Origin of the sequence: Propionimicrobium sp. PCR01-08-3 (assembly GCF_030286045.1) — a bacterium.
GTDB lineage: Bacteria > Actinomycetota > Actinomycetes > Propionibacteriales > Propionibacteriaceae > Brooklawnia.
This window is the reverse complement of the sequence record NZ_CP127390.1, coordinates 85,380-98,701: the sequence shown is the minus strand read 5'-3', so window position 1 is coordinate 98,701 and position 13,322 is coordinate 85,380. Positions and strand designations below refer to the sequence as shown.

Genomic DNA, 13,322 nt, shown 5'->3' with positions numbered 1-13,322 from the left:
TCAGTACGGTTGTGCGCCAGGAGATCAGCCCGCCCGGCGCATGCCTTCGGCATCCAACAGGATCCGCCAGCCGCGCACCAGCGAGGTGTCGACGTCGGCCGCGAACGATCCACCCGGACGCACCTGTGAGCCGACCTGGAAAGCCACGATTCCGGCCCTGGACAGCCAGGCGACGTGTTCGGGCACCAGTCCTCCGCCCGCCATGATCAGCTCGGCGATCTTTGGGTCGGATCTCGCTCGCGCGATCAGATCGTCCAGGCCCTGCTCCAGGCCGCGGCCGGAGCCCGCGGTCAGCACCTGATCGAGTCCGCGCATCGTCTCCAGCTGCGTCCACGCGTCGTCCATGTCGAGGCAGCGGTCGATGGCGTGATCGAAGGTCCACGGCCAGTAGCCGTCGTCGGTGAGCGTCCGGACGATTTCGATGTCGACCTGCGAATAGCCGTCCAAGAAGCCGAGGACGAAACCCTCCGCGCCATCGGTGAGATATGTCTCGATCAGGCCGCGCAGTCTGGTGATCTCACCACCGTCCGAGCGGTAGCCGTCGCGCAGCCGCAACAACGGGCGGATCGGAATCGTGCACGCTTCGCGCGCCCGTCTGAATGCTGCCGGCTCGGGAGAGCGTCCCTGCCCGGTGAGCTCGCCGACCATCATCAATCTGTCGGCGCCGCCTTCTTCGGCGCGCCGCGCATCCTCAGCAGTCACCACGACCACCTCAAGAAGCCCCGACATGACACCATGATGCTGGGTCAGCCCACATTTGGACGCGCGACACCCCAGACGCAAAAAGAATGGGACGGCTCGTTCGAGTCGTCCCATTCTTTATCAGGCAGTCGGGTGAGACCGCCCAGGCTGGTTACCGAACCGGGTGGATCAGTACATTCCGCCCATCTCGTCGCCTGCGCCGGCGGGCATCGCCGGAGCCTTCTCGGGCTTGTCGGCGATAACGGCCTCGGTGGTCAGGAAGAGACCGGCGATCGACGCGGCATTGGCCAGAGCCGAGCGGGTGACCTTGGTCGGATCCAGGATGCCGGCCTTGACCATGTGCACGTACTCGCCGTTCGCGGCGTCCAGGCCCTCGCCCGCCGGAAGGTTCCTGACCTTCTCAGCGATAACGCCACCCTCCAGGCCGGCGTTGACGGCGATCTGCTTCAGCGGCGCCTCCGCGGCGCTCACCACGATCTGCGCACCAATCTGCTCGTCGGCCGACAGACCCTCGAGCGCGGCGTTCTTGGCAGCCTGAATCAGGGCAACGCCACCACCGGGCAGCACGCCTTCTTCAACAGCAGCCTTCGCGTTGCGGACGGCGTCCTCGATGCGGTGCTTGCGCTCCTTCATCTCGACCTCGGTGGCAGCGCCGACCTTGATCACGGCAACGCCGCCGACCAGCTTGGCCAGCCGCTCCTGCAGCTTCTCGCGGTCGTAGTCGGAATCGGAGTTCTCGATCTCGGTGCGGATCTGCTTGATCCGGCCCTGAATCTGATCCTTGTCGCCGGCACCTTCGACGATCGTGGTGTCGTCCTTGGTGATGGTGACTAGGCGGGCGCGGCCGAGCATGTCGAGTTCGGCATGGTCGAGCGACAGGCCAACGGTCTCGGAAATGACCTGGCCACCGGTCAGCACCGCGATGTCGGCGAGGATGGCCTTGCGGCGATCGCCGAATCCGGGAGCCTTGACGGCGACCGACTTGAAGGTGCCGCGCAGCTTGTTGACGATCAGGCCGGCCAGGGCCTCGCCGTCGACGTCCTCAGCGATGACCAGCAGCGGACGACCGGACTGCTGCACCTTCTCCAGCACCGGCAGCAGATCCTTCAGCGAAGAGACCTTGCCGTCGACGATCAGGATGTAGGGATCCTCGAGGGATGCCTCCATGCGCTCGGTGTCGGTGACGAAGTAGCCCGAAATGTAGCCCTTGTCGAAGTTCATGCCCTCGGTGAGCTCAAGCTCCATGCCGAAGGTGTTGGACTCGTCGACGGTGATGACGCCTTCCTTGCCGACCTTGTCCATCGCCTCGGCGATGATCTCGCCGACGGTGGAGTCACCGGCCGAGATGGAGGCAGTCTGAGCGATCTGCTCCTTGGTCTCGACCTCGGTCGACATGGCGGCCAGCTGCTCGGTGACTGCGGCAACGGCCTTGTCGATGCCGCGCTTCAGCTCGATCGGGTTGGCGCCGGCGGTCACATTGCGCAGGCCTTCGTGCACCATCGCCTGGGCGAGCACGGTAGCGGTCGTGGTGCCGTCGCCGGCAACGTCGTCCGTCTTCTTGGCGACCTCTTTGACCAGCTCAGCGCCGATCTTCTCGAAGGGATCGGACAGTTCGATCTCCTTGGCGATGGATACGCCATCGTTGGTGATCGTCGGGGCGCCCCACGACTTCTCCAGGACGACGTTGCGTCCCTTCGGGCCCAGGGTCACCTTGACGGCATCGGCCAGGGTGTTCATACCCTTCTCGAGACCCTTGCGGGCCTCCGAGTCGAATTCAATGAGTTTTGCCATGGTTCTGTGGAAAATCCTTTGGCATCAGGGGCCATGCCCCGTTTGGTTGTCTTGTGGTCGCAACGATTCGTGGCTGCCGATGCCCGCGACGGACGACCTTGCCTTGGATCAAGGCTTCGGTCTCACCCGCACCACTACTCGAAGCAGTGGCACTCTCTTGGTTCGAGTGCCAGTTTCATTTTTAGCACTCGGCACCTGCGAGTGCAAACAGTTCAGGGGGCAATCTAATCTGGGCCCATGACGACCCTCACGCCTGCCCAGCGATTGCGGGCGGTTCTCAATTGGGTGAATCTGTCGACTCCGCTGGGTTTTGCCGTGGCGCACACCGGGGGCGCTCGTCCGCATCGCGGGCCGGGCGGGCTGTGGATAGCCGAGGGCTATCGGCTCGGGTTTCCCAAGGCCGGCGCGTTCACCATCGGAAATGTCATCACCATTCCGCGCGCTACCCTGCGGTCGTTGACAACGCGAAATCCTCGGATCCTTGAGCACGAGGCGGCCCATTCCACCCAGTGGACGCTATGCCTGGGACTCCCATTCCTGCCGCTTTACGGGCTCGCCGTCACTTGGTCGAAATGGCGGACCGGGACCACGTACGCGTCCAATATCTTCGAAGTGAGCGCCGGTCTGGCCAGGGGTGGGTACCGGCGGATTCAGGTTTAACGGCTATTCAACCGGGACGCCGAACGATTGCGCTGCCGCTGCTCACGAAGCCTGCGAAGCCGTTTGACCAACAGCGGGTCGTATTCGAGGGCGGCCGGACGATCGATCAGCGAATTGATGATCTGGTAGTAACGGGCGGCCGACAAATTGAACCGCTCCCGGATCTCGGTCTCCTTCGGAGCCTTCGCCTGCCACCAGCTTTTTTCGAAGTCGAGAATCGCGGCCTCACGCTCAGTCAACGGCTGAGCGTCCGATTGGAGGTTACGCAGTGCTTCAGCCATGGGGCGATTCTAGCCCGCGAATCACAGCTGTGTAATTCTCACAGCCGTCGTTGATACAAACGATACCGATCAGGTCGCGCCGACATAGCGGTGCGACGCCGGGCCCGCGGCACAGCAGGTAGTATTTCTGCTTGCTTGGTCAGGCACGCGCGATCGCCGGGATATTCCTCATCTCGCCGGCCGCAGCCTGAGGCGGAAAGTGTCTACACGAGGAGGTCGGATGCATCCGCTGACCGGAAGCATCAAGCGCTACGACTGGGGATCGCACGATGCGATACCTGCGATCTTGGGGATCGAGGACGATGGGCGCCCACTTGCCGAATACTGGCTGGGTGCGCACCCGTCCGGTCCGGCACGGATCGATGACGGCGTGCCGCTCGATGATGCCATCAGCCAGAACCCGGCCATGGCAGGCGACTCGACGCGCCTCGAGTTCGAGGGCCGGCTGCCCTATTTGATGAAGCTGTTGTCGGCCGGACGCCCGCTGAGTTTGCAGGCGCACCCCAACCGGATCGACGCCCAGGCAGGATTCGCCCGGGAGAACGCCGAAGAGATTCCGTTGGACGCTCCGGAGCGCACTTTCAAAGACCCCTGGGACAAACCGGAACTGTTGATCGCGCTGACCGAATTTGACGCGCTCGCCGGATTCCGCGCGCCGGAGGCCAGCGCCGAACTCTTCGCCGGCCTGGGTATTTGCAACGACTCCCAGAAGGTATTCACGCCGCTGCTCAGCAGAGGCGGACGCGCAGGCCTGGCCGAAGTGTTCATGAACTGTCTGGTGACCGACGATGAACGAACCGCCGCCGTGACCGATGTCGTAGCGGCAGCCATCAACCATGTGGACGACGAGGGCGAGTTGGGCGACTTCGCCCGTACTGCGGTCACCTTGGATGAGCATTTCCCCGGCGATCCGAGTCTGCTGGCGGCGCTGCTGTTGACCCGGCACCATCTCAAACCAGGCGAGGCGCTCTACCTGCAACCAGGTCGGCTGCATTCCTATCTGCACGGCACCGGCGTCGAGGTGATGGGCAACTCCGACAATGTGCTGCGGGGCGGCCTCACCTCCAAGCACATCGATCCGTCGGCACTGGCCCAGGTGGTGAACTTCACCACCATCCCGATCGTCCCGATGCTTGCCGAGCAGGAACTTCCCGGTTTGTGGCGTTACCCGACCGATGAACGGTCCTTCGCCTGCTGGCGCCTGGAGCTCATCCCCGGCCGGATGATCGAACTGCCGGGTGAGCTTTCGGGCCGGATCCTGCTGGCCACTCGCGGCGAGATCGGGGTCTCCCAAGGGCAGGACGACCTCGTCCTCGTCCAGGGGCAGGCCGCCTTCCTGGAGGCCGGCCGCCAGGTGCAGATCAGCGGAGACGGCCAAGGCTTCCTGACCGCGACCGGAATGGACGCCTAGCTTGATGGCCGTGGCACCGACCAGGAAGGCAAGCAGACCTGGGTCAGCGGGGCGGCGACTACCGGCTGAGCACCGTCTTCACGCGATAACGACTCGAAAGGCGAGGCACGACTGTGAGTAGCAGGCTCCGTGTGCTGTGTTTTGGCGACTCCAACACCTGGGGGTACATCCCGATCACGGGCGGCCGCTATCCCGATCAGATCAGATGGACGGGACGCCTGGCAGGCAATCCGGATTTCGACATCATCGAAGAGGGATTGAATGGCCGGACGACCGCCTTCGTGGACCATCTGGAACCATTTCGGTGCGGTCTGGATTATGTCGTGCCGTGCCTCCTGTCGCATTTTCCGCTGGATGTCGTCATCGTCATGCTGGGAACCAACGACACCAAACGCAGATACAACGTCTCCGCACCCGAGATCGCCAGGGGCCTCGAAGAAGTCATCATCCGCGTGCAGGAGTTCTGCAGGAGAAAAGACCAGTATCCGGAGTTTGTCATCATCTCGCCCGCCCGCATCGCGATCACCGAAGACGTGGACTTCGACCAGGCCTCGGTTGCCAAGGTTCTCGGCCTGGAGGCCGAATATCGGGCGCTCGCTGAACAATACGGCTGCCGCTACCTCAAAGCGTCCGATTACGTAACGGATATCGGCCAAGACGGGGTTCATCTCACCGAGACGGGCCACAAGAACTTGGCCGACGCAATCGAGCAGCTGCTGCTCGACCTGAAATCCCAAGCCAACAAGTGATTCGATAAGCGGAGCCCCCAGAGGGAGTCGAACCCTCGACCTTCCGCTTACAAGGCGGGCGCTCTGGCCACTGAGCTATGGAGGCATGCACCAGATGAAAAGAAAATAGTGCTTGACCATTCTGCCCGCTCGGGCGTCCAAGGCGAAATCCTGGCACGTGCTTTGGCTCGCGACGAAGATGCCGACTCGAAGCCCACGAGATCGCGCGCGGGAGGTCGACCTTCCGCTTACAAGGCGAGCGTTCTAGTTGTGTCCGAGACCCTGACCACGATCGGACGAAATCAAATGTCCGTTACGGGTGAAGAGAAGCGACAGGCCGACTCCGAGGACTACTGTCGCCGCGCAGGCGAGCCAGCCACCGGCGCTGGTCGTTGCTTGCGCTGCAAGCGTGGCGAATACGAGCGGAAGACCAACAACGAGGGCGATGAGTCTGAGCACGTTCGTCACCGGACGCCGCCTCAGCGTCCGGGAGCGCGCGCTCTGCGGGGTTCTCATAAAGAGAACTCTAAGCTATTTCTCAGCTCACTTTGCGCTACTGACCTGGCGTTTCGGGGAAGTTGCGGGAAAACCCTGAGAGAAATTCAGGCCAGCTCAGCCGCGCTGCTCTTGCTTCTTGGAGCTGCGCCAGAAGCTCAACCCGACGACGACCACCACCAGCGCCACTGCCACGTAGTTCGCGAACTTCGCGTAGAACTCGAGCAGCTTGACCGCGGGCTCCCCCACGAAGAACCCGAAGAAGAAATAGCCCACCAGCCACGTCAGACAGGACGCGAAGTCGAGCGCCAGAAACTTCTTCAGACTCATCCCCTGCGCCCCGGCGAGGACGAAAATCACCGCGGTCAGCGGCAGCGGAATAGGCACGTAGGCCACGAACATGCCGACCCAGCCGAGCTTGTTCGCCCAACGCTCCGCCCTGGCATAGTTTCGGGCGGCACGCTTCGACTGCCCCGCCCAGATCTCGATCATGCCGCGGCCCCACAGCTTGCCGGCCCACCAATACGTCCAATCGAGCTTGATCGACATCAACGTGCCAAGCAGGATCGGCCAGACATACGGCAGGTCATCGCCGACTCGGATCACCGAGCCGAGCAGCGTCGTTCCCGAGCGTGAGCCCATCAGCCCGACCAGCCACGGCAACCGCTCGGGAGCGCCGAGCAGCCATGCCCTGACCGGCAGCATCGCGAGACTGAAGACGCCCAAGAATCCGATCCACGCCAGACACGCGATATCGCTGCGAGTTGGCTTGCGCTTCCAGGGCATGCCGGGGTCGTCCCACCACTCGCGTTCTTGGTCACCCTTGTCGGAGTCTCGATCGCCGGCCTGCTGATCATCAGGGTCAGCCTCGACATCGGGATGGCTCGCTTCGGCCCGACGGGGTGCTGAGTTCAGGTCATCGGCAACCGAGTCGCTCTGACCCGGACGCGAGTCGTCTGGCCCGTCAACGGGTTCACCACGGGTGCCATCTTCCGGACGATCATCAGCCACCCAGTGAGCCTACCTTCAGCCGAATCAAGCCAGCGTGCTCAACCGGCTGGGCCCGAAACTGACCGACCCGTCGACCACCTGAACGGCCAGCGCCTTACCGGTCGGGCTGCACGCCCGGGAGTTGAGCGCCACGTCGTCGACGTAGATGGTGACCAGGTCGTCGTCCAGCACCAGTTGCAGGTTATGTTCGGTGCCCGGCGAGAAGTCGAACGGACGCTCCAAACCCCGGTTGTCATTGCGGTGCCAGGGATAGTTGGGGCGCCTGGCGAAAACGATCCGCCGCTCGCCGGCCAACAGCTGGAACTCGTATCCATCGCCGGTGGCGGGATCGTCCAAGAACCGCAACGCCACCGAACGAGTGCCCTCGCCAACCGTGAACGTCGTGCTGAACAGTGCTTGAGCAGGAAGTTCTTCGGCCAGGTAGCGTTCGGCCAAGCCGTCGCCACGCGCCAGCTCGAAGCCCGGCGTCTCGATCACCGTGGAGGCAGAGAGCGCCTCACGGACGCCACCCGGAATCCGCACCCCGAGCGATCCGTCGGCGCGCTGGAAGACCTCGTGCACGACCAGGGTGCCGCCCCACTGCCACGGCTGCTGATCGTCATTGAAGTTGGCGGACGACCAGCTGAGCGCCGCGGGCCACATGCCCACGCGTCCGGCTTGCACCATGGACGCGAAGTCGTCATTGAGAGAATCGGCCGACGAGTGGTAACCCGCATTGATCATGTCTTGCCACAACTGCAGCATTTCGCGCGGCTCGTCGTCCAAGAAGGATGCCTCGTTGGCGCAGACCTTGTCGTACCACTCCGACGAGAAGGCAGCGGACAGCATGGAGAACCAGTTCGCGGTCGGCCACATATTCTGCTGCGTGGTGCCGATCGGCGCGAGGCCGGCGGCCTTCAACTCCTCGCATACCGAGATGAAGTCATCCCAGGTCTCGGGCTTGCTGAGCCCCAGATCGTCCCAGACCGAGACGTTAAAGGTCAGCACGTAATAGCCCTGAATCAGCGGCAGCCCGTAGATGTGATCGCCGTAGGTGAAGTCGGCGGTCATGGCGTCGCTGAGCCACCCCTTGGACACCGAGGATGTCCACTCGTCATCGAGGGCGGCGAGCGCACCGGTGCGGGCCAGATCCCGCATCCGGTAGCCGCTGCCCCATTTCACCAGGTCGGGGGGCTCCTTGGTCTGCAGTAGGGAGCGGACGACCTGCTCGTAGGAGAAGGCGTTGGGGATGGTGCGCGGTGAAATGCCCCAGCCGCACACCGATTCCAGTCCGTCGCTTGCCGCCTGGTAGCCGGGATCCCATGATCCGGCGTCGTTGAAGAAGTTCAAGGCGGTTCCTCCGCCCTGGGTCGCGGGATCAGGTGAACATCCGCCGAGTGCTGCGGCCGCGCCCACAGCACCCATGGCGGCCAAAAAGCTTCCTCGCTTCATATCTCGCACTGCTCCTGACAGTAGCGACCGGCGAAATACCGGTACCGATGAAAAGACGGTGCGGATAGGCTGTCGCTTTCTTGCGTCCGAGCCGGTCCGCACACCCTTCAAGCGACAACCTAGATATCGGCCAGGGGTGCGGCAATGCCGTTTTGCCTCCCGGCCGCGGATGACACCGCCACGAATAGGCGTCTTCGCTAGTCAATCCCGGTGATAACGGTGTCAAGCTTGGACAGGCGATCAGCTTGCGAAGTCACGGGGCTCCGCGACGATTCGGCCGCCACCGGTGCCGGAAGGCACGCCGTCGTCAACGGCATCCGAACCGCGGCGAATTCAGCGCGCCGCAATCCGGTTCGTCCATCGCACCTGATCGGGGGAAGCGATACTGCGCTCGATCAACTTGGTGGGTACCCGCACGACCCTCGCCTCGGACCTATCACCGGTCATCCTGCGGAAGAGCAACCCGGCGGCGGCCTCGCCGATGGCCCGGGCGTCCTGCACGACACAGGTGATTCCGCCCAGCACCACATCGGCGAGCGGAAAGTCATCGAATGCCACGAAACCACCGCTGTCAACGGGCAATCCTGCATGGATCAGATCCAGTGTGGTGAGCGAATTGGCCGAGACGACTGCAGCCGGCGGTTCTGGCAACTTCGCCAGATAGGCAAGCTGGCGGCGCACTCGCTCAACGTCGGGCGAATGCTGATAGACGAGCGTGTGATCAGCCCTCAGACCGTTCGCGTCGAGCACGGCGAGATAGCCGGCGAGGCGCTCTCGCTGAGTGACAAGCCGCGCGGAGTCCCCAAAATAGGCGATCCGGCGATGGCCCCGGCCGACCAGCAGTTCGGTCGCCCGGGCCATGCCCGCCTCGTTGTCAGACATCGCAAGGTCGGCGGTAAAACCCGCAGCCGGACGATCGACGCAGACGATGGCAGTGTGTCCGTGCCGATGTTTCAGGTAGCCGAGGTCGCCGCGAGATGGTGCCAGCACGATGCCGTTGACGTTGCGCGCGATCAACGATTCGAGCAGTTCTCGCTCCCGGGCAGAGTCGCCGCGGGTCGAGGCGGTGACGAAAGCCGAGCGCTGCCCGGCGGCCGACTCGATGGACGACGCCACCGCCTGCGAGAAGGCCTCACTGGTGTCTTCACAGACGAACGCGATGGTTCCGGCGACGGCTCGTCGCAGCCCCTGGCCCGCAGCATTGGGACGATAATCCAACTCGTCGATGGCCGACAGCACCCGCTGCCGGGTGGCTGCGGCCACGTGCGGCTCGTTGTTGATCACTCGCGAGACGGTCTTGACCCCGACCCCGGCCCGCGCGGCGACATCGCGGATCGTCGCGACCTTGTCGTTCACGATGCCTCCCTTCGCCGGCCCACGTCAGTTGTGCCTGCCATCGTCGGTTCCTGGCGGGCGATGCCAAGACAACTTCCGGAACCGGGTTGGCCTACCAGCCCTCGTCCGGTGGCGAGCTCAGCCGTTATTCCGGTGACTTCATCGTAGAGGTACCGGACGAGCCTCGTGGCCCCACCGGCCCTCGCCCTTGTCGTCCCGGCCCTGGAGTACCAGGCCCAGTTGGGCTTGGCGGCTCGGGCGCCAAGCCTCTCTCCTACACTGGCGTCATGAGTGACGAGACCTCGGCCTTCACCGACCTGCTGGAGATCAATGAGCTGATCGGGCAGAAAGAGTCCGCTACCGACAAGGACTGGTTCGAGAGTGTGCTGCACGAACGGTTCACCATGCGCCGTCCGAACGGCCAGCTTTCGACCAAGTCGGACTTCATTTCCGGGATGAACACCGGCGCCAAGCGGCAGACCACCATTGAGGATCTCGAGGTGCACGGCCGTTATCGCGCCATCTGCCGGTGCCGGGTCGAGAAGTGGACGCTGGCCGACCCCGAGGCCGTTCAGGTGCTCGACAACCTCCGGGTATTCGTCCGGGAGAATGGACGCTGGCAGTTGGTCACCTGGCTCGCCGAACCCATCTAGCAGACCCGCACCACGCACTCGCGCCCACAACCTGCACCGGCCATAGGACCCCGCAACGCACTTATTGGGTTCGGTTTTACACGCTATAGCTGCAGAATTGAACCCAATAATGCAGGAGTGGACGATTCCCCGCCCACTTGACAGGCATGGCAGGCTTGTGAGCCAGACGAGGTAGTCATCTTCGTCCTTCTACTACGGATCGTTGGGCACGTTCCTGCCCATAGAAAGGATGGTGGCTTCGCATGGCCACAGTTAGTTTCCGGGAAGCAGTACGCACGTATCCGGGATCGGATCACCCCGCAGTCAATCACCTCAACCTCGAAATCGGTGACGGTGAATTCATGGTGCTCGTCGGGCCTTCGGGCTGCGGCAAGTCGACCTCGCTGCGGATGCTCGCCGGACTCGAAGAGGTCAACTCGGGTGCAGTCTGGATCGGCGACCGCGATGTCACCGACCTGCCTCCGAAGGATCGCGATATCGCGATGGTCTTCCAGAACTACGCGCTCTACCCGCACATGACGGTCGCCGACAATATGGGTTTCGCACTCAAGATGCAGGGCGTCGCCAAGGACGAGCGCGACAAGCGCGTCCAGGACGCCGCCAATCTGCTCGGCCTGACCGATCTGCTCGCCCGCAAGCCGAAGAACCTTTCGGGCGGCCAGCGTCAGCGCGTCGCGATGGGGCGCGCGATCGTCCGTAACCCACAGGTCTTCTTGATGGACGAGCCGCTGTCGAACCTGGACGCCAAGTTGCGCGTCCAGACCCGTACCCAGATCGCCGCCTTGCAGACCAGGCTCGGCGTCACCACGGTGTATGTGACCCACGACCAGGTCGAGGCCATGACGATGGGCGACCGGGTGGCTGTGATGAAGGAAGGCGTTCTGCAGCAGGTCGACAGCCCGCTGGTGCTTTACGATCGTCCGGCCAATCTCTTCGTCGCAGGCTTTATCGGATCGCCCGCGATGAACCTGATCAAGGCCGGCATCGTCGATGGCGGTGTCTCGGTGACCGGTCACGTGGTGCCGATTCCGCGTGAGGTTCTGGACAAGGCCACCGGCAACACCGTGACGATCGGCATTCGTCCCGAGTCGTTCGAGCTGTCGGAGGGCCAAGGCATCGACATGCAGATCTCGGTCGTCGAAGAGACCGGTGCCGACTCGTACCTCTACGGCACGCTCACTGAGGACGCCGAGGACGCTGCCCTGGCCGGTGCCGCGCCTGAAATCGTCGCCAGGGTCACGACTCGCAGGCCTCCGGCGCGCGGTGAGGTCGTCCAGTTGCATGTCGATCCGGAAACGGTGCACGTCTTCGACTCGGAAACCGGCAACCGCATCTCCTGATTCAGACTCATTCAAAAGCACATCGTTGGGTGTTATCGCGCCCAACGATGTGCTTTTTTCGTGCACACGCCTATCACCGCCCAGTGCCCCGGACGCAAAGGGCCCATCATCTGATGCGTTCGCTCGACGAGATCGCGAGCGGTCGGCCGACGCAGACACACAGTAGAACCGAACCAGTGAGGCTCGGCGAACCGGCTATCTTGGCAGGCATGGATCCGATCTCCCAGCTTGGACGAGGCCTGCGCGCGGGCCTTGACTCCGACACCGCGTTCTCGTCGATCGTTCCCCCGATCTACCTCGGCACCAATTACGCCTTTCCGAGCCTGGAGAATGAGCCCGACTACGGTTACAGCAGGTCCGAGAACCCGACCCGTGATCTGCTGGGTGAGGCCATCGCCACCCTCGAAGGCGGTAGCCAGGGCGTCATCACCTCATCGGGGCTGTCTGCTTTGAATCTCTGTTTCACCGCGCTGGTGCCGGCGGGCGGACGCATCATCGCGCCGCACGACTGTTACGGCGGCACCTGGCGGTTGCTCAACCATCTGGCCGAGCGCGGCAATTTCACCGTCGACTACGTCAACGAAACCGACCCCGGCGCCTTGGACGAAGCTCTGGCGCGCCCCACCGATCTGGTCCTGATCGAGACGCCGTCCAATCCCCTGCTGCGGATCGTCGACCTGCAGCCGACCGTCGAGAAGGTGCACGCGGCCGGAGCCTTGGCGCTGGCCGACAACACCTTCTGCTCGCCGATGCGGCAGCGTCCGATCGAATTCGGCGCCGATATCGTGGCGCATTCGACGACGAAATTCATCAACGGGCATTCCGACGTGGTCGGCGGCGCAGTGGTGGCCAACAACGCCGAGCTCGGCGAGAAGCTGGCCTTCTGGGCGAATGTGCTCGGCCTCACCGCCGGCGCCTTCGATTCCTGGCTGGTCTTGCGCGGGCTTCGCACCCTGGACGCCAGAGTGCGCGTCCATGATGCGAATGCGGCCGAGATAGTTGACGTTTTGACAAGACATTCCGCAGTACAAGCCGTCTACTACCCCGGCCTGCCCGACCACCCCGGACATGAGATCGCACGGAGGCAGCAACACGGCTTTGGTTCGATGATCACTTTCGAGGTGGCCGGCGGGTTCGAGGGGGCGTCGGCATTCTGCCGAGGACTGCAGGTCTTCGACATCGCCGAATCGCTAGGGGGCATCGAATCGCTGGTCGCACATCCCGCGACCATGACGCACGCCTCGATGACCCCTGAGGCCCAGCTGGCTGCGGGAATCACTCCGGCCATGTTGCGGCTTTCGGTCGGGATCGAGCCGGCGGGTGACCTGGTGGCAGACATCCGCGCGGGCCTCGACCGCGTGCTGGAGGTCGTCCAGCACGGCTGACACAGCTGAATCCGCAGATGGTCATATCCGAGTACAGCTCGTGATCTGTCAGGCGATTACGTCGGCGAAAAGCTGTCCACTCCGATAAACGGCCTTCCT

General features: G+C 63.5%; 13 protein-coding genes and 1 tRNA gene. 6 read left to right on the top strand and 8 right to left on the bottom strand.

Features of this window, described 5'->3' with window-relative positions; genetic code table 11:
* Positions 1-24: 24 nt before the first annotated feature.
* On the bottom strand, positions 25-729 hold the full coding sequence (locus QQ658_RS00450) for a copper homeostasis protein CutC (RefSeq protein ID WP_286025725.1): 705 nt from the start codon (positions 727-729) through the stop codon (positions 25-27).
* A 141-nt stretch (positions 730-870) separates the two neighbouring features.
* The gene (gene groL / locus QQ658_RS00445; protein ID WP_286025724.1) at positions 871-2,493 is read right to left on the bottom strand and encodes a chaperonin GroEL; all 1,623 of its coding nucleotides are present in this window, start codon (positions 2,491-2,493) and stop codon (positions 871-873) included.
* Between the two features lie 237 nt (positions 2,494-2,730).
* Here groL and QQ658_RS00440 point away from each other — a divergent pair, with 237 nt between their 5' ends.
* The gene (locus QQ658_RS00440; protein ID WP_286025723.1) at positions 2,731-3,153 is read left to right on the top strand and encodes a hypothetical protein; all 423 of its coding nucleotides are present in this window, start codon (positions 2,731-2,733) and stop codon (positions 3,151-3,153) included.
* Here QQ658_RS00440 and QQ658_RS00435 read toward each other — a convergent pair.
* A complete protein-coding gene (locus QQ658_RS00435; RefSeq protein ID WP_286025722.1) occupies positions 3,150-3,434 on the bottom strand; it encodes a DUF3263 domain-containing protein in 285 nt (94 codons plus the stop codon). The two genes, QQ658_RS00440 and QQ658_RS00435, sit on opposite strands and share 4 nt — an antisense overlap.
* A gap of 220 nt (positions 3,435-3,654) precedes the next feature.
* Between QQ658_RS00435 and manA the strand changes: the two genes are divergently transcribed.
* Entirely contained in the window at positions 3,655-4,845 is a 1,191-nt protein-coding gene (gene manA, locus QQ658_RS00430) for a mannose-6-phosphate isomerase, class I (RefSeq protein WP_286025721.1), read from the top strand.
* Positions 4,846-4,958: 113 nt separating this feature from the next.
* Positions 4,959-5,594: a GDSL-type esterase/lipase family protein gene (locus QQ658_RS00425; RefSeq protein WP_286025720.1), complete on the top strand. Its 636-nt coding sequence runs from the start codon at positions 4,959-4,961 to the stop codon at positions 5,592-5,594.
* A gap of 12 nt (positions 5,595-5,606) precedes the next feature.
* On the opposite strand, the gene QQ658_RS00420 is transcribed toward QQ658_RS00425, so the two are convergent.
* The 5 genes from QQ658_RS00420 to QQ658_RS00400 form a co-directional block, all read right to left on the bottom strand.
* A tRNA-Thr gene (locus QQ658_RS00420) sits at positions 5,607-5,679 on the bottom strand.
* Positions 5,680-5,837: 158 nt separating this feature from the next.
* Positions 5,838-6,089 carry a hypothetical protein gene (locus QQ658_RS00415; protein WP_286025719.1) on the bottom strand — a complete coding sequence of 84 codons (252 nt, stop codon included), beginning with the start codon at positions 6,087-6,089 and terminating at the stop codon, positions 5,838-5,840.
* Between the two features lie 96 nt (positions 6,090-6,185).
* Positions 6,186-7,079 carry a DedA family protein gene (locus QQ658_RS00410; RefSeq protein WP_286025718.1) on the bottom strand — a complete coding sequence of 298 codons (894 nt, stop codon included), beginning with the start codon at positions 7,077-7,079 and terminating at the stop codon, positions 6,186-6,188.
* A gap of 24 nt (positions 7,080-7,103) precedes the next feature.
* Entirely contained in the window at positions 7,104-8,510 is a 1,407-nt protein-coding gene (locus QQ658_RS00405) for an ABC transporter substrate-binding protein (RefSeq protein ID WP_286025717.1), read from the bottom strand.
* A 333-nt stretch (positions 8,511-8,843) separates the two neighbouring features.
* On the bottom strand, positions 8,844-9,866 hold the full coding sequence (locus QQ658_RS00400) for a LacI family DNA-binding transcriptional regulator (protein ID WP_286025716.1): 1,023 nt from the start codon (positions 9,864-9,866) through the stop codon (positions 8,844-8,846).
* A gap of 266 nt (positions 9,867-10,132) precedes the next feature.
* Between QQ658_RS00400 and QQ658_RS00395 the strand changes: the two genes are divergently transcribed.
* The 3 genes from QQ658_RS00395 (at position 10,133) to metB (ending at position 13,223) form a co-directional block, all read left to right on the top strand.
* Positions 10,133-10,498, top strand: a complete 366-nt coding sequence (locus tag QQ658_RS00395) for a nuclear transport factor 2 family protein (protein ID WP_286025715.1) — start codon at positions 10,133-10,135, stop codon at positions 10,496-10,498.
* A 242-nt stretch (positions 10,499-10,740) separates the two neighbouring features.
* A complete protein-coding gene (locus QQ658_RS00390) occupies positions 10,741-11,838 on the top strand; it encodes an ABC transporter ATP-binding protein (RefSeq protein WP_286025714.1) in 1,098 nt (365 codons plus the stop codon).
* A 209-nt stretch (positions 11,839-12,047) separates the two neighbouring features.
* Positions 12,048-13,223, top strand: coding sequence for a cystathionine gamma-synthase (gene metB / locus QQ658_RS00385; protein ID WP_286025713.1), 1,176 nt, complete (start codon positions 12,048-12,050; stop codon positions 13,221-13,223).
* Positions 13,224-13,322 lie beyond the last annotated feature (99 nt).

Bases quoted from the DNA above. Each gene is read 5' to 3' on its own strand.
- QQ658_RS00450 (WP_286025725.1), bottom strand. From the start codon at position 729: ATGTCGGGGCTTCTTGAGGTGGTCGTGGTGACTGCTGAGGATGCGCGG.
- manA (WP_286025721.1), top strand. From the start codon at position 3,655: ATGCATCCGCTGACCGGAAGCATCAAGCGCTACGACTGGGGATCGCAC.
- QQ658_RS00390 (WP_286025714.1), top strand. From the start codon at position 10,741: ATGGCCACAGTTAGTTTCCGGGAAGCAGTACGCACGTATCCGGGATCG.
- QQ658_RS00435 (WP_286025722.1), bottom strand. From the start codon at position 3,434: ATGGCTGAAGCACTGCGTAACCTCCAATCGGACGCTCAGCCGTTGACT.
- QQ658_RS00405 (WP_286025717.1), bottom strand. From the start codon at position 8,510: ATGAAGCGAGGAAGCTTTTTGGCCGCCATGGGTGCTGTGGGCGCGGCC.
- QQ658_RS00440 (WP_286025723.1), top strand. From the start codon at position 2,731: ATGACGACCCTCACGCCTGCCCAGCGATTGCGGGCGGTTCTCAATTGG.
- metB (WP_286025713.1), top strand. From the start codon at position 12,048: ATGGATCCGATCTCCCAGCTTGGACGAGGCCTGCGCGCGGGCCTTGAC.
- QQ658_RS00395 (WP_286025715.1), top strand. From the start codon at position 10,133: ATGAGTGACGAGACCTCGGCCTTCACCGACCTGCTGGAGATCAATGAG.
- groL (WP_286025724.1), bottom strand. From the start codon at position 2,493: ATGGCAAAACTCATTGAATTCGACTCGGAGGCCCGCAAGGGTCTCGAG.
- QQ658_RS00415 (WP_286025719.1), bottom strand. From the start codon at position 6,089: ATGAGAACCCCGCAGAGCGCGCGCTCCCGGACGCTGAGGCGGCGTCCG.